The following is a 13774-nucleotide window of genomic DNA, read 5'->3' on the forward strand; positions in this document are numbered from 1 at the left end:
CCTCTTTCGGACGTGTTCGAGTACTGTGAACCTGGCCGATTCGAAGCGGGCCCGATCCGAAAGCGGTCGCTAGCCGGGCCGAACGTTTATTTTTCCGGGCCTGGGAATCACTCTCGAGATGGCGTCTCCGACGACCGAGCGACTCGACCTCGGCGCCGACCGACTCCGTGGCGGACTCCGGTGGTTCGCCTCGGTCCCCGTCCGACGGGAGACGTACCGTCGTCTGGGCTACCTGCTGCTCGCCTTTCCGCTCGGGCTTTCGTACTTTATTTTCCTTGTCGTCGGCCTCTCGGTCGGCATCAGCCTCACGATACTGGTCGTCGGGCTTCCGATGCTGGCGGTCGTGCTGGGAGCGACGCTGCTCGCGGCCCAGTTCGAACGCTGGCTCGTTACGCGCTTGCTGCCGGTCGAGATCGACGGCAGCCGTCGACTCGAGGGCGACCGGCGGCGGGATCGAGCGCTCGACCTGCTGACCGACCTCCGGACCTGGACGCCGTTCGTCTACCTTCCGTCGGTGTTCCTCCTGGGTCTGGTCTCGTTCGTCGCCCTCACGACCGGGCTGTCGACGGCGCTGGCGATGCTCCTCGTGCCGCTGTACTACGACCAGCCGGGGCTGTACGTGGGGGTCGTAACCGATCGGGCGCCCGAGTTCCACCAGACCGTTTACCTGGCGTGGAACCAGCTGCTGGTCGGGTTCGAGGCGGTCCTCACGGTCGGTTACTGGGAGATCACGACGCTTCCGCAGGCGATCGTCGTCGCCGGCGGCGGCCTCCTGCTTGGCCTGCTCACCCTCCACGCGCTCAACGGACTGGCCTGGCTGTTCGGTCGGTACGCCAAAATTTTGCTCGAGGGCGGGTACGACGTGACCGCGCTGATCGACTCCTCCTGACCGCGCCGGCACGTTTTCCCGCTCGCCGGGTCTCGCCCGCCGGAGAAACCGTTCTATGGATCCGATTCCCGAGGCGGCTACTGCTCGCGCCGTCGCTCTCTCGTAGTAGCCGGACTTCCTACAATAGCTACCTTAGGTGAGGTAGCTAAGCTACAATAGGTAGCTACTGTGCTGGCCTCTGTTACCCGAGTGCGCCGAGTTCGTGAGATGGAGACGAGATCCCACTCGAGAATCGTACCGTTCACCGACCGACGTTTCGACGAACCGACTCGCTCGCGAACGCGCCGAACCGTGATACTGACACCGTTCGCGACGGCCAAAACGGCGTTGCTGTGCAAGCCTCAGACTCATTGACCGATCCGTTGAGGGTTCGGTATGGCAACACTCGAGTCGACACAGGAGCAGACCCGTTCCGAAATCGCCGCGTACCTCCGACAGTTCGCCGACGAACTCGATCCGGATACGCGATCGGATACCACCGATCGCGGCGGGAACACCGCCGAGACGGTCGGAACCGGGTCGACGGGGACGGCCGGAACCGGAGCCGGCACTGGATCCGATGGAACGGACCGACGAACCGACGGTACCGAGACCGGAGACCGCGCCGGAAGCGTCGGGGACAAGGTTACGGTGATCACCGGAAACGAGAGTGCGACGATCAACCCGCCGCAGACGTGTTCGTTCGACGTCACGGTCGACACCGACTCCGATCTGCTCGACACCGGTGCCGAACGGAGCACGACGTTTACGATCCGCTGGGACGCCGACCACGTCGAGGCCGACGACGAGCTGCGCGTCGAGTAGTCGCCGAAACGCCGGTAGTCGCTTTTCTCGCGGCGATCGACTCCGCTCGAGAGACGGCGGGGTCGACGACCATTCGTCGGTGGACGCCGTAGCGTTCGTAGCTGTAGAACTAGCGAGCGCTGTTAGCAAACGCCGTGGCGCTCGTAGAATCGTCGAACGCGGTCGTCGGTCAGCAACGGCCCGTGGACCTGCATCGCCTTGAGTCCGGAATGGTCGTTCGCCTCGATAATCTTGAACGAGCCCTCGTCGTCGGTGAGCACGAGGTCCCAGCCGACGTAGGGGAGCATCGGGTGGCTCGAGGCCAACTCGAGAACTCGATCTCGGATCGGCTCCCAGGCAGGGACCTCCGTACCTTGGATCCGCGTTCCGGTTTCGGGATGGTGGGTGTGCCACTCGAGGCGGTCGCTCTCGTACGGAAGCTGTGCGGCCGGTCCGAGTTCGCCTGTTTCGACGTCGATCTCGGCACTGAGCCCGCCCTGCGAGAAGTTGTCCATCGAACCGGATAGGTCGGAGCCCATCCGCTGGACCGCGGCCGCGATAAACGCCTCCTCGGCGTCGTCGTCGTACATCGTGAGCACGCGGATGGTGTTCGGCGTCTCGGGGTAGAGAGCGGCCGCGTACGGCCCCTGCTCGACGTGCTCGCAGACGAGATAGTTCTCGAGGTCGTCGATCCTGGCGACGAGGGCGCCACGATCGTAGTGCTCGCCGTTGATCTCATAACCGGTCTCGGTCCGCGAGCAGAGCAGAACGTTCTCGCCGCCGCCGCCACGGATCCACTTGAGAACCAGCTTCCCCTCCTCGTCGAGCCGGTCGGCGACCCACGCGCCGGCATCGTGGCGAACAGCGGTCCTCGAATCGATCGCCGGCTCGAGCGCCGCCGTTCCGTCGCCGGCGACCGCTGCGGGTGCCGGCTCGCGGGAGTCGTCGAACTCGTGGAAGAGGCCGCCACGGATAAGTCCGTAGACGACCGTGCGGTGGTCGCCGTAGGCCCGCATCAGCCAGTCGAAAAACAGCTTGTTCGAGAGCGCGACCGACCACGTCCCGTTGAGATTCTTCGCCCGGACGAACCGCTGGTAGTCGCTGACGAACGATTCCGGATCGTAGCGCTCGAAGTCGTAGATCGGGCCGGCCCTGCTCAGAAAGCCGCGTCGCCAGAGCGCGAGCCGGCGCGGGAGCGACTGCGAGTACGACGGGGAGTCCCGTTCGGTGCCGACGAGGTCCTGGACTCCCTTCGCCGTGAAGTAGTAGTCGCGGACGTTCATACCGTTCCGTGTCGATCGCTCGCTGTGAACGTTGCGTTTCGGGAGTCGTTTCGCACCGTCGAGGACGAGCCGCTGGGGAACAACGCTTTTTCCCGCGGTGTCCGGAGAAGGGGGTATGAACCGCCGTCGACTCCTGTCGACCGCCGGCACCGCGCTCTCGCTGTCGCTCCCGATCGCGGGCTGTTCGGCCACCGACGAGGACGGCGAGCCCGGCCGTGTCGACCCGCGAGGTCACGCGCTCGGGAACGAGTCGCCGATGTACACGTTCGGCCACGCGAGCGACGACGGTCGGTGGGGCGTCCTCGGGAGCTTTCCGACGGCAGAAAGCGACGTCGCGAGCACGCTCGTCGACCTCTCGGAGCTCGACGAGCCGACGGTAGCACACGAGCTCGAGAGCGCGAACCCGGAGACGCGGTCGAACGACGTCAAGTTCGACGCGCTTCGAGAGGGGATCTACTACCGGTCACAGGAAGCCGACGGCGCGAACGGACGGGAGGGACTCGAGGTGATCGACTTCGGCTGGGCCGAGGGAACCCCGACGGAGCCCGAGCGGATCGCCCGCCTCGAGACGCCGAACACGGGCGTCCACAAGCTGACCACCCACCCCGAAGAGCCCGTGCTCTACCTCGTCGACCTCGACCCGAACGTCGACATCGGCGTCATCACAGTCGACGTCGGTGACCCCGCGGCACCGGAGCTCGTCGACGCAGTCGGCCCCGCGGGCGGGTGTCACGACCTCGAGTACGATCCGGTTCGGGAGGTCCTGCACGCGGCGTACATCATGGGTCCCGGCGAGGGGTACGTCGTCTACGACGTCGACGACCCGCTGCGGCCGACGGTGCGGAGCCACTTCGAGTACGCCGATCGGCCCGACTACGAGACGATCGGCGAGCCGGGGTTCGAACTCTGCCACCAGGCCCACCCCGATCCCGAGCGCGATCTCGTGATCGTCGGCGACGAGATCGAAACCGGCGTCCCCGGCGGAAAACACGTCTTCGACATCGGGTGGGACGAAGGCTCGCTCGACGATCCGGAGCCGATCGGGTTCACGCACGCGCCCGACGCACGCGAGATGGATTCCTCGGAGGCGTTCTGGTGGACGACCCACTTTCACGACCTCGTCCACGCCGACGACGAGGCGCTGCTCGTCGACGGCGGCTACCGCCAGGGTGCGTGGGTCGCGAACGTGACGGATCCGACGAACCCGATACCGACCGAGCGATTCGCGACCCTCGGCGGCGTCGACGAGGCCGAGGCGCTCGAGGAGACGGTCGCCCCGTCGACGCCGCCGTTCGTCTGGAGCGCCGTCTACAATGACGAACGCGAGTTCGTCCTCGTCAGCGACAGCGTCAGCGGCGCACATGTCCTCGAGCTGTCGGCCAAGCCGGCCCGAGGCGAGGACAACGCGGGCCCCGAGGACCACTACGACCTCGAGTCGATTCGATCGGATGACGCGGAGGCGATCGACGACGCTCACGACCGATAACACCCTCGCCGAGAGACACGTCCATCTCTACTCGTTCGAATTTCCCACCTCTCGGGAACTGGCTCTACTTTTGAACACGCGTCGGCGGTTACACCGAAACGAGGACAATGACCGATCATACGCGCCGAACGGTACTGAAGGCCGCGGGAGCATCGACGATCGCCATTGCGCTCGCCGGGTGCGCCGGCGACGACGATAACGGCGACGACGAGGAGAACGGCGCCGACGGCGAGTTCGAGATCGAGGCCGGCACCGAGATCGTCCTCGACGGCTACTCCTCGCACTGGGAGGGCCTCGAGCCGAGCGAGATCGAGGGGGAGGAGAACCCGACGCTCGTCCTCGAGGAGGGCGAGGAGTACACGATGGAGTGGATCAACGCCGACGGCGTCGCCCACGACCTCCAGATCTGGGACGAGGACGACGAACTCGTCGACGATCTGGCGACCGACAGCATCGAAGACGAGGGCGAGAGCGACTCGCTCGAGTTTACGGCCGAGCCCGAGATGGTAACCTACGTCTGCGAGTACCACGAGACGAACCAGATCGGCGACCTCGTCGTCGAGTAACGGCGGCAGCCGGACCTCTCAGTGTCAGTCCGCAACCGATCTCCGCTGGGCCCAGCCGAGCGGTGGATCGCGCGAACGGGCGAACCCGATCCCGTCGTCGGCTCCGATCAGGCCGGTCGGCGGAAAGCCCCCCACTTGTGGTTCGACTACCGGCCTCATCAGCCGTGTTCACACGAGGCACTGTGTTCATGGCAGCCACTCTCTCGAGACGGAGCCTCGCCAGCTTTCCCGACCGCTCTCCCGCGGATATCTGGCGTCTTTGGTTTCACTCGCACAACGATTTCATCGCCGTCCCGAATCCGTCGACCCTGCCGTTTTCGGCGCCGTTGACCCGCTACTCGAGTCGCCCGGATCTGCAGGCACAATGCACTTGCGTAGCCCGATAATGTCCTAAGACGCTTCGGAACTAACACGTACTATGATCCACAATCCGTCGTACCGGCGCGTTCAGCACAGTCGTTTCACCCTCCCAGCCAATGTCGATTGAGATCGATATCGAATCCGCCAGCTTCGACGAGAAGCTCGAGAAGTCCCTCGAGGTGCTCGACGAGGCGTGGGACAGGTTCGACGATCCGACCTTCACCTGCAGCTTCGGGAAGGACTCGAACGCCGTTCTCGACCTCCTCGCGAGGTCGGATGCCGACCTCGAGAACGACGTCACCCTCTCCTTTCTCGACCACGGGAACCACTTCGAGTCGACCTGGGAGATGAAAGCCACCCTCGAGGACCGCTACGGGGTCGAGTTCGAGACGTACGAACCCGACTCGAGCTACGAGGAGCTCGTCGCCGAACACGGTCCGCGCGTGAACCAGCGCAAGCCCGAACTCTGCTGTCAGACGCTCAAGTCGGCGCCCATGGAGCGGATGGTCGACGGCCACGACGGCTGGATCACTGGCTACCGGATGGACGAGGGGCTCGACGACGGCGAGGGCGAGGGGAGCTACGAGTGGCGAAAGCACCTCGACTTCTTCGAGGAAAAAGAGGCGGTAACGCGGATCAACCCGATCGTCCATTGGACGACCGAGGACGTCTGGGAGTACCACGAGCGTCGAGAGATCCCCTACAACGACCTCTACGACGAGGGGTTCGAGTGTCTCGGCTGTAAGCAGTGTACCCTCGACGGCGACCCGCTCTTTGCCTACGACAGCATCCGTCGGGTCGGCGACGGGACGGAACCGGAGGAGGCCGGCGACTGACGATGACGGTCGATAAGCAGTCCCCGGACGAGATCGTCGATCACCTGCTCAGGAGGACCGACGACGACGAACTCGTCCTCTACCTGGACGAAGAAACCGAACTACCCGTCTCGATCAGGCGCCCGCTCCACCTCCCTAGCTCCGTCCAGGGAGGTGTCGAGGGCGGCAGCATCCGCTACTCGGTGCTGGCGGACGACGAAGCGGTCGACGAACTCGACCTGCCGGCTCGAGAGGGCGTCATCGCCGCCGAAGAGCTCGAGCCCGACTCCTGGACGCGCTCGCGCCTCGAGTTCCACGACCAGCACGCCGAGGACGAGTTCGGCGACCTCGAGCGCTCCGACGAGGTCGTCGCGGTCGCCGACGCGACGTAACCTCACCCTAATTCTTGATCGCGGTCACGACCAGCGAGAGCGCGATGAGCGCGAGCAGGCCGACCGCGATGGAGCTGTTAAAGAGGAACGCGGTGGGGCTCTCTCCGGTCAGCAGCCAGCCGGTGACGAACCCGGACTCGGCGATGTCTCCGAGAATCACCCCCAGCACGAGGCTGACCAGCGGGTAGTCGTAGACGACGAACAACACGCCCAGCAGCCCGAACAGAAGCACGATGTAGAGGTCGACGGGCGCGTTCCGGACCGCGAAGCCGCCGACGACCGCGAGCACCGCGACCGACGGAATGATATAGCGGATAGGAATGTATGCCAGTTTCCCGAAGTACTGCGAGCCGGCGAGTCCGTAGACGAGAATCAGGACGTTGCCGACGAACAGCGACAGGATCATCGCGTAGACGATGTCGCCCGAGGCGTCGAACAGGCCGGGACCGGGGTTGAGTCCGTGGAGCGCGATCGCACCCAGCAGCGCCGCCGTCGCACCGCTGCCGGGGATACCGAGCGTGAGCGTCGGGATCAGCGCGCTGCCCTGGGTGGCGTTGTTGCTCGAGTCCGCCGCGATGACGCCCTCGATGATTCCGGTGCCGAACCGGTCGGCGAGCTCGTCGTTCGCCCAGCGCTTGGCTTCGTTGTACGAGACGAAGTTCGCCACGTCGGCGCCGGCGCCGGGCAGCGAGCCGATGAACGTCCCGATGAGCGCGCCGCGGACGAACCCGACCGGCCGCGAGACGACCGCTCGAGCCGCGTCGTACACCTCGGAAGCTCCACGCTGGATGGTGTTTCCACCTGTGACGACGGTTCCGCGGTAGGCCAGCCAGAACACCTCCGCCAGCACGAACAGCCCGATAAGGACGACGACGAAGTCGACGCCCTCGAGCAGCGCCGTCTGACCGAACGTGGCGCGGGGCTGGGCGAGCTGCGGATCGTTTCCGATCGTTCCGATCAGCAGCCCGAACGCCCCGGCGAGCAGGGCCTTCGAGAGCGACGACCCTTTCGCCGCGGGGATGATCGTCAGGGCGAACACCGCGAGCAGGAACATCTCCGGGTTGCCGAAGTTGAGCGCGAAGTCGGAGATCGGCGGGGCGAACACGAGCAGGAACGTCGCCGCGATCAGTCCCGCGAGTCCCGAGACGATCGCCGAAACGGCGAGCGCGTAGATCGCTCGGCCCTGTTTCGTGAGCTCGTACCCGTCCCAGCAGGTGACGATCGAACCCGGCGCACCGGGGGTGTTGATGAGGATCGCCGGGATCGAGCCGCCGTAGATGGCCCCGCCGTAGGCCGAGACCAGAAAGATCAGCGCGACGGTCGGCTCGAACGGGATCGTCACGGGGGTAAAGAGGATGATCGTCATCGTCGCGGAGAACCCGGGAATCGCCCCGAAGACGATCCCGACCGCCGTTCCGAGCAGGATCGCGAACAGCACGTACGGGCTCGAGAGGATGCCGAACGCGCCGTCGATCGCCGCGGGAAAGAGCGCTCCGAGCATGGTCACAGGGGAATCATTAGCCACTGGACGAACACGAGCCAGACGCCGATCGCGAAGCCAAGCGAGTACCCCGCGAGCGCGAGCGGGTTGCGCTCGCCGAACAGGTACAGTGTGGCCGCGAGAAAGGCGACCGTCGTAGCGAGAAAGCCGATCGGCTCGAGTGCGATGATGTAGCCGGCAGTCAGCGCGATCAGTATCGCCGCGCTTCGCACGGTGAAGACGGCCTCCCCGTCGTCCTCGAGATCGGTGTCGGGGTCGAACGCGGCCGCCGCGCTCTCGACACCGCCGTCGCCGTCGTCGCTGTCATCATCGTCGTTACCGTCGCCGACGGAGACGGCCTGGACCGCCACGGTCACGACCGCAAGCGCGATGGTTATGTACAGCAGTGGCCCCGCGTACAGCATCGAGAGCTCGGGCAGCGCGCGCGTATCCCAGTAGTAGAACAGGCAGAACGCCAGGACGAGCCCCGGAAACAGTAGCTCGCCCGTGTCGACCTCGAGCGTTCGCGAACCGGTACTCATCGTCATCGTCGGCGGCGTGATTCTCGTCATCGTCGTTATCGATCGTAGATGAAGTTCTCGACCACGTCGGCGTACGTTTCCATGAACTGTGAGGTCTCCTCGACTTCGGCCTCGGTCTCGTCGGGGCCGTGGTACTCGAGGATCTCGTCGAGACCGCCCTGGTTTTCGGCCTCGGCGAGGAACGCCTCGTCCTCGAGAGCCGCGGCGTAGGTCTCGGCGAGGCGCTCGAACTGTTCGGGGTGGTTCTCCCGGAGCCCGCCGGGAACCACCATGAGCTTCCACTGGCCGAGTCCTTCCTCGACGAGGGGAACCTCCTCGAGACCGAGGTCGGCGAACGACGGGGTGTCGGGCCACAGCTCCTGTGGCTCGGCTGTGTGAGAGCCCAGCGCGAGCACGTCGCCGACGTGGTCGGGGTTGAACGCCCAGGGCTGGTTGACGCCCGCGTCGACGTCGCCCGCGAGGACGGCCTGGCGGACCTCCGATCCGCCCTCCATGTTGACGACCGTCAGGTCGAGGTCGTAGGTATCCTCGACCAGCAGCGCCGACAGTGCTGTGTTCCCGATGGCGGAGGTGATCCCGACGGTCGCGCCGTCCTCGCGGGCGTACTCGACGAACTCCTCGAGGTCGTCGTACGGGCGGTCCGGCGGGGCGAACCACATCGTCGGGTCCCAGTGGTGCGTGCCGAGATAGTCGAACGACTCCATCTCGTAGGGGGCGTTCTGGAACAGCCACGTCGCCTGCATCTGTGGCATGTTCCACATCGCAACCGTGGTGCCGTCCGGGTCGGCGTTGTACAGCTCCTCGCCGCCGACCTGGGTCGAACCGCCGGGGTAGTTCTCGACGACGAACCCGATGCCGAGCCGATCGGACCACGCCGGCGTCGTGATCCGCATCGCCCGGTCGGTCCCCCCGCCCTGGGCCCAGGGAACGACCGCCGTAACTCTCGCCTCGTCGAACCGTTCGGTGACGCCGAACGCTTCGGCGCCGTACGCTGCCGTTACCGAGAGTCCCGTAACGCCGGCCGCGAGAAACTCCCGTCTACCGAGATCTGTGAGTGCCATTGTCTAGTGATTCGTCCCCTGGAACCGCCGCACCGACCCGATCGGGGACGCGTTCGGGTCGATTCTCGTCCGGTGACTACCGAATCGAACGCCGCCTCCGACGGGGCCGATGACCCGTCGGGACGGGCGCTCGTCGCTCCAAATGTTATTTCGTGTACGTGTACGGATAGTCCGGTTTCGGGGTTGGGGGTTCTGCCTGCGTGTGCAGAGAAAGATAATGAAGGATTCCGCAGTGACGAATCCTCGCGGTGGGTCCGATCGGTGTTCTCGGGGATCGCTTCGGGAACTCGCTGCTCACTCGATCGGTGGATACCGCCGAGTATCGTGATTTGTGATACCTTGCAGCAAGGATTTGTCGATCGACGGCGATACCGTTTCGCATGGGATCGAGTTCACCGGCGACGACGCCGAACGCGCGCTCGCTTCCGCCCGAGACGCTCGAGGCGCGGGTCGACGACCTCTGGGAGCGCTACGCCGACTGCGACCTCTGTGCGTACGACTGCGGGGTCGACCGAACCGCGGGCCGCGTCGGTACCTGCCAGGTCGACGACACCGCGTACGTCTCGACGTACTTCCCGCACTTCGGCGAAGAGGACTGTCTGCGCGGTCACAACGGGAGCGGGACGATCTTCCTCGCGAACTGCAACATGAAGTGCGTCTTCTGCCAGAACTTCGAGACCAGCCACGAGGCCCGCGGCGAGCCGGCGACGCCCGCGGAGATCGCCGAGATGGCCCTCGAACTCGAGGCCAGAGGTTGTCACAACGTCAACTTCGTCTCGCCGACCCACCACTCCCCGCATCTGGTCGAGGCCGTCCGGATCGCCACCGAGGCCGGACTGGACCTGCCGATCGTCTGGAACTGTGGCGGGTACGAACGGCCCGAGATCCTCGAGACGCTCGAGGGGATCGTCGATATCTACATGCCCGACGTAAAGTGGGGCCAGGACGGCGCCGCGGCGACGTACTCGAAGGCGCCGAACTACTGGTCTACCGTCACCGACTCGCTGCGGGAGATGCACCGACAGGTCGGCGACCTCCGGCTCGACGACACCGGGCTCGCGACGGGCGGGCTCCTCGTGCGCCACCTCGTCATGCCCAATCACGTCGAGAGCGCGAAACGGGTGCTCGAGTTTCTCGCCGACGAGATCTCGACGGAGACGTTCGTCGACGTGATGGCGCAGTACCAGCCCTACTACAAGGCGGCCGAAGAGGAGTTCTACGCGGAGATCGACCGTCCGATCACCGTCGACGAGTACGCCGCGGTGGTCGATCACGCCCGCGACGTCGGCCTCGAGCGACTCTACCTCGACCGGTCGATGCTCCGTTAATCGACCAGCTGTTCGGCCCGCTCGACGTCCTCGGGCGCGTTGATATTGATCCGTTCGCCCGGCAGCCGAACGGCGTCGACGCGTCGACCCGCCCGCGCCAGGAGACCGACGGCCTCGCTGAGTTCGTACTCGCCGCGGTCTGACGGCTGGGCGAGCGCGAGCGCGTGGAAGAGTTCGGGTGGCAGGACGTAGCAGCCAGTCGTCACCAGCCGGGACGGCGGATCGTCGGGCTTCTCGACGATCTCCCTGACCTGGCCGTCCTCGACGTCGACCACGCCGGTTTCCCGGGCCGTCTCCGGGTCGACCTCCTCGAGGAGCAGTGCACCCTCCGCGCCCGTGGATTCGACGCGCTCGAGGGCGGGCCCGATTCCGCCTCGGAAGACGTTATCGCCGTTGAGGACGACGAACGGGCCGTCGACGTGCGGTTCCGCCAGCGAGACCGCGTGACCGAGTCCTCGCTGTTCGCGCTGGTGGAGGTAGCTGATCGGCACGCCCGCGTAGGCGTCGCCGTAGCGGTCGACGATCGCCTCCTTGCGGTAGCCGACGACGACGAGGAGTTCGTCGACGCCGGCCTCGAGCAGCGTCTCGAAGACGTGGGTCAGGATCGGTCGCCCGTCGACCTCGACGAGCCCCTTCGGTTTCTCGTCGGTCAGCGGACGCAGCCTCGTTCCTTTCCCGGCCGCGGGGACGACACCATTCATGCGAACCGGTATCGCACTCGCTCAGTTAAAGCCGTAGGCTTTCGTTCGTCAAATTAGTAAGAAAAAGAGAAAGTATTTATTACAATAGCTTTTGTTTTGAATTGCAGCCGGCGGAGTCACCGACACCGCACCCCATGCAGCTCGGTCGGCTGCAACTCCCCCACCGTTTTCACGACTGTGCGGTCGGTCCCGCGAGCGCTCGAGACCCCGAACGAACGGACTGTGACTCGAGCCACGCCTCCGCGTCGAGGGCGGCCATGCTCCCGGTACCCGCCGAGGTCACCGCCTGGCGGTAGTCGGGATCCATGACGTCGCCCGCGCCGAAGACGCCCTCGACCGCGGTCTCGGTCGTCATCCCCTCGAGAGTCTCCAGGTGGCCCGAATCGGCGAGTTCGACGCCGGTGCCCTCGAGGAACTCGGTGTTCGGAACGTGGCCGACGCCGTAGAAGATCCCGCCAACGTCGACGGTCTCCTCGACGATCCCGTTCGCGGCCCGTGGCGCCGCGCTCGCCTCGAGCTTCTCGGTCGGGCGGCCGTCGGGATGTGAGACGAGCGTCGCGCCGGTGACCCCCTCCTGCCGGGAGCCGTGGATCTCGAGCAGCTCCGCGTTCCAGCGGAAGGCGATCTTCTCGTGGTCGCGGGCCCGCTGTGCCATCACCTCGGAGGCGCGCAGTTCGTCGCGCCGGTGGACGACCGTCACCGAGTCGGCGAACTTCGCGAGGAACAGCGCCTCCTCCATCGCCGAGTCGCCCCCGCCGATCACGAGGACGTCGTCGCCGCGGTGGAAGGCGCCGTCGCAGGTCGCACACGTCGAGACGCCGTAGCCCATCAGCTCGTCCTCTCCGTCGGCGCCGACCCAGCGGGCGCTGGCGCCGGTCGCGACGATCAGCGCCCGCGTCCGAACGACGTCGCCGTCCGCGAACTCGAGTTCGAACGGGCGATCCTCGAGCGCCGCGTCCTCGACGGTTCCGTGGCGAACGTCGGCGCCGAAGCGCTCGGCCTGTTCCTTCCCGCGCTGGATCAGCTCCATCCCGCCGACGCCCTCGGGGAACCCGAGGTAGTTCTCGACGTCGGTGGTCAGGGTGAGCTGGCCGCCCGGCTCGGGTCCCTCGAGGACGAGGGGCTCGAGGTCGGCCCGCGCGGCGTAGACGGCGGCCGAGAGGCCGGCGACGCCGGAGCCGACGATCGCGACGTTGCGGACGTCCGCGTTCGTTCCCTCGCTCATTCGGTGTAGCGCTCGATCAGGCTGCGGAGTCGGTCGGCCGGCAGGGCGCCGGTGTGCTGTTCGACCTGCTCGCCGTCGGCGAACACGAGCAGCGTGGGGACGCCGCGGACGCCGTAGGCGGCGGCGAGTTGCTGGTTGCTGTCGACGTCGACTTTCGCGATCGTCGCGTCAGTTTCGGCAGCCAGCCCGTCGAGAACGGGCTCGAGCATCTGGCAGGGGCCACACCAGTCGGCGTAGAAGTCCACGAGCACGACGTCGTGTTCGCTCACGATCGCCTCGAGGTGGTCCTCGCCGTCGACGTAGAGCGGTTCGTTCGTCGGTCCGTCCGCCGAGGGACTGGTTGCATCGGTTGTCATCACCTCTTCGTACGGACCGGAGGCGCTTAAAGGTTTTGTAGGTAGTGTGCAATATAGTACAACACTCGCTCGATGGAATCGCGCTCTCTCGAGAGATGAGTCCCGGTTGAAGGCGATATTCGGCAACAAAGTGTTGGTATGTACCTGAGCTCCCGATCGGTAGCTCCGTCGAAATTGTTCGAACTATACAAAACATTACGGGCGACGAACCCGTATCACGACCCACGAACGAACGATCCGAGACGGTTCGCGTCTGGCTGGTCGAGCGAACCCTACTCCGACGACGAACAGAACCTCATCATCCTGGTGTACGCGACGCCCGACGGCGGGCGGTACTTCCGGACGGAGCGGGCGCTCACGAGTCCGACCGACGACCGCCTGACGACGGCCGCGGTGACCGTCGCCCCGTCGAACCTCGGCTCCGTGGACGATCCGGAGCTCCGGGAGCAGTACGCGACGGAGGCGAGCCGGATCGCCGAGACTCACGAGCCGGACGACGCGATCTAG

Annotated in this window: 14 protein-coding genes and 1 pseudogene; 8 read left to right on the forward strand and 7 right to left on the reverse strand. The window is 65.9% G+C overall.

Going from position 1 to position 13774, the window contains the following annotated elements; all coding sequences use genetic code 11:
• Nucleotides 1-118: 118 nt before the first annotated feature.
• Together ACFEMD_RS05405 and ACFEMD_RS05410 are read left to right on the forward strand one after the other, a co-directional pair.
• Nucleotides 119-889, forward strand: coding sequence for a sensor domain-containing protein (locus ACFEMD_RS05405; RefSeq protein WP_394739936.1), 771 nt, complete (start codon nt 119-121; stop codon nt 887-889).
• 375 nt (nt 890-1264) lie between these two features.
• Nucleotides 1265-1693 (forward strand): hypothetical protein, encoded by a 429-nt coding sequence (locus tag ACFEMD_RS05410; RefSeq protein ID WP_394739937.1) that lies wholly within the window; start codon nt 1265-1267, stop codon nt 1691-1693.
• Nucleotides 1694-1815: 122 nt separating this feature from the next.
• Here ACFEMD_RS05410 and ACFEMD_RS05415 read toward each other — a convergent pair whose 3' ends face one another.
• Nucleotides 1816-2955, reverse strand: coding sequence for a sugar-transfer associated ATP-grasp domain-containing protein (locus ACFEMD_RS05415; RefSeq protein WP_394739938.1), 1140 nt, complete (start codon nt 2953-2955; stop codon nt 1816-1818).
• A 115-nt stretch (nt 2956-3070) separates the two neighbouring features.
• Between ACFEMD_RS05415 and ACFEMD_RS05420 the strand changes: the two genes are divergently transcribed.
• The 4 genes from ACFEMD_RS05420 to ACFEMD_RS05435 all read left to right on the forward strand — a co-directional run bounded on the left by ACFEMD_RS05420 (nt 3071) and on the right by ACFEMD_RS05435 (nt 6574).
• Nucleotides 3071-4441, forward strand: coding sequence for an LVIVD repeat-containing protein (locus tag ACFEMD_RS05420; RefSeq protein ID WP_394739939.1), 1371 nt, complete (start codon nt 3071-3073; stop codon nt 4439-4441).
• A 107-nt stretch (nt 4442-4548) separates the two neighbouring features.
• On the forward strand, nt 4549-5007 hold the full coding sequence (locus tag ACFEMD_RS05425; protein WP_394739940.1) for a PKD domain-containing protein: 459 nt from the start codon (nt 4549-4551) through the stop codon (nt 5005-5007).
• Between the two features lie 476 nt (nt 5008-5483).
• A complete protein-coding gene (locus ACFEMD_RS05430; protein WP_394739941.1) occupies nt 5484-6203 on the forward strand; it encodes a phosphoadenosine phosphosulfate reductase family protein in 720 nt (239 codons plus the stop codon).
• Nucleotides 6204-6205: 2 nt separating this feature from the next.
• The gene (locus ACFEMD_RS05435) at nt 6206-6574 is read left to right on the forward strand and encodes a hypothetical protein (protein ID WP_394739942.1); all 369 of its coding nucleotides are present in this window, start codon (nt 6206-6208) and stop codon (nt 6572-6574) included.
• 7 nt (nt 6575-6581) lie between these two features.
• On the opposite strand, the gene ACFEMD_RS05440 is transcribed toward ACFEMD_RS05435, so the two are convergent.
• Genes ACFEMD_RS05440 through ACFEMD_RS05450 form a run of 3 tightly spaced genes read right to left on the reverse strand, consistent with a single transcriptional unit; the run spans nt 6582 to nt 9657 of the window.
• Nucleotides 6582-8075, reverse strand: a complete 1494-nt coding sequence (locus ACFEMD_RS05440; protein ID WP_394740497.1) for a tripartite tricarboxylate transporter permease — start codon at nt 8073-8075, stop codon at nt 6582-6584.
• A gap of 2 nt (nt 8076-8077) precedes the next feature.
• Entirely contained in the window at nt 8078-8596 is a 519-nt protein-coding gene (locus tag ACFEMD_RS05445) for a tripartite tricarboxylate transporter TctB family protein (protein WP_394739944.1), read from the reverse strand.
• A gap of 35 nt (nt 8597-8631) precedes the next feature.
• A complete protein-coding gene (locus tag ACFEMD_RS05450) occupies nt 8632-9657 on the reverse strand; it encodes a Bug family tripartite tricarboxylate transporter substrate binding protein (RefSeq protein ID WP_394739945.1) in 1026 nt (341 codons plus the stop codon).
• Between the two features lie 380 nt (nt 9658-10037).
• Between ACFEMD_RS05450 and ACFEMD_RS05455 the strand changes: the two genes are divergently transcribed.
• Complete coding sequence (locus ACFEMD_RS05455) at nt 10038-10985, forward strand: radical SAM protein (RefSeq protein ID WP_394739946.1); 948 nt, start codon at nt 10038-10040, stop codon at nt 10983-10985.
• On the opposite strand, the gene ACFEMD_RS05460 is transcribed toward ACFEMD_RS05455, so the two are convergent.
• From ACFEMD_RS05460 to trxA, 3 genes are all read right to left on the reverse strand, one after another.
• On the reverse strand, nt 10982-11686 hold the full coding sequence (locus ACFEMD_RS05460; RefSeq protein ID WP_394739947.1) for a sugar phosphate nucleotidyltransferase: 705 nt from the start codon (nt 11684-11686) through the stop codon (nt 10982-10984). The two genes, ACFEMD_RS05455 and ACFEMD_RS05460, sit on opposite strands and share 4 nt — an antisense overlap.
• A 169-nt stretch (nt 11687-11855) precedes the next feature.
• A complete protein-coding gene (locus tag ACFEMD_RS05465; protein WP_394739948.1) occupies nt 11856-12911 on the reverse strand; it encodes an NAD(P)/FAD-dependent oxidoreductase in 1056 nt (351 codons plus the stop codon).
• Nucleotides 12908-13267 (reverse strand): thioredoxin, encoded by a 360-nt coding sequence (trxA, locus tag ACFEMD_RS05470; protein WP_394739949.1) that lies wholly within the window; start codon nt 13265-13267, stop codon nt 12908-12910. Before trxA ends, ACFEMD_RS05465 begins: the two co-directional genes overlap by 4 nt.
• A gap of 194 nt (nt 13268-13461) precedes the next feature.
• Here trxA and ACFEMD_RS05475 point away from each other — a divergent pair.
• Nucleotides 13462-13774 (forward strand): annotated as a pseudogene (locus ACFEMD_RS05475) (hypothetical protein).

Source organism: Natronococcus roseus, assembly GCF_043677095.1.
Taxonomy (GTDB): Archaea; Halobacteriota; Halobacteria; order Halobacteriales; family Natrialbaceae; genus Natronococcus; species Natronococcus roseus.

Bases quoted from the DNA above. Each gene is read 5' to 3' on its own strand.
- ACFEMD_RS05405 (WP_394739936.1), top strand. From the start codon at position 119: ATGGCGTCTCCGACGACCGAGCGACTCGACCTCGGCGCCGACCGACTC.
- ACFEMD_RS05410 (WP_394739937.1), top strand. From the start codon at position 1,265: ATGGCAACACTCGAGTCGACACAGGAGCAGACCCGTTCCGAAATCGCC.
- ACFEMD_RS05415 (WP_394739938.1), bottom strand. From the start codon at position 2,955: ATGAACGTCCGCGACTACTACTTCACGGCGAAGGGAGTCCAGGACCTC.
- ACFEMD_RS05420 (WP_394739939.1), top strand. From the start codon at position 3,071: ATGAACCGCCGTCGACTCCTGTCGACCGCCGGCACCGCGCTCTCGCTG.
- ACFEMD_RS05425 (WP_394739940.1), top strand. From the start codon at position 4,549: ATGACCGATCATACGCGCCGAACGGTACTGAAGGCCGCGGGAGCATCG.
- ACFEMD_RS05430 (WP_394739941.1), top strand. From the start codon at position 5,484: ATGTCGATTGAGATCGATATCGAATCCGCCAGCTTCGACGAGAAGCTC.
- ACFEMD_RS05435 (WP_394739942.1), top strand. From the start codon at position 6,206: ATGACGGTCGATAAGCAGTCCCCGGACGAGATCGTCGATCACCTGCTC.
- ACFEMD_RS05440 (WP_394740497.1), bottom strand. From the start codon at position 8,075: ATGCTCGGAGCGCTCTTTCCCGCGGCGATCGACGGCGCGTTCGGCATC.
- ACFEMD_RS05445 (WP_394739944.1), bottom strand. From the start codon at position 8,596: ATGAGTACCGGTTCGCGAACGCTCGAGGTCGACACGGGCGAGCTACTG.
- ACFEMD_RS05450 (WP_394739945.1), bottom strand. From the start codon at position 9,657: ATGGCACTCACAGATCTCGGTAGACGGGAGTTTCTCGCGGCCGGCGTT.
- ACFEMD_RS05455 (WP_394739946.1), top strand. From the start codon at position 10,038: ATGGGATCGAGTTCACCGGCGACGACGCCGAACGCGCGCTCGCTTCCG.
- ACFEMD_RS05460 (WP_394739947.1), bottom strand. From the start codon at position 11,686: ATGAATGGTGTCGTCCCCGCGGCCGGGAAAGGAACGAGGCTGCGTCCG.
- ACFEMD_RS05465 (WP_394739948.1), bottom strand. From the start codon at position 12,911: ATGAGCGAGGGAACGAACGCGGACGTCCGCAACGTCGCGATCGTCGGC.
- trxA (WP_394739949.1), bottom strand. From the start codon at position 13,267: ATGACAACCGATGCAACCAGTCCCTCGGCGGACGGACCGACGAACGAA.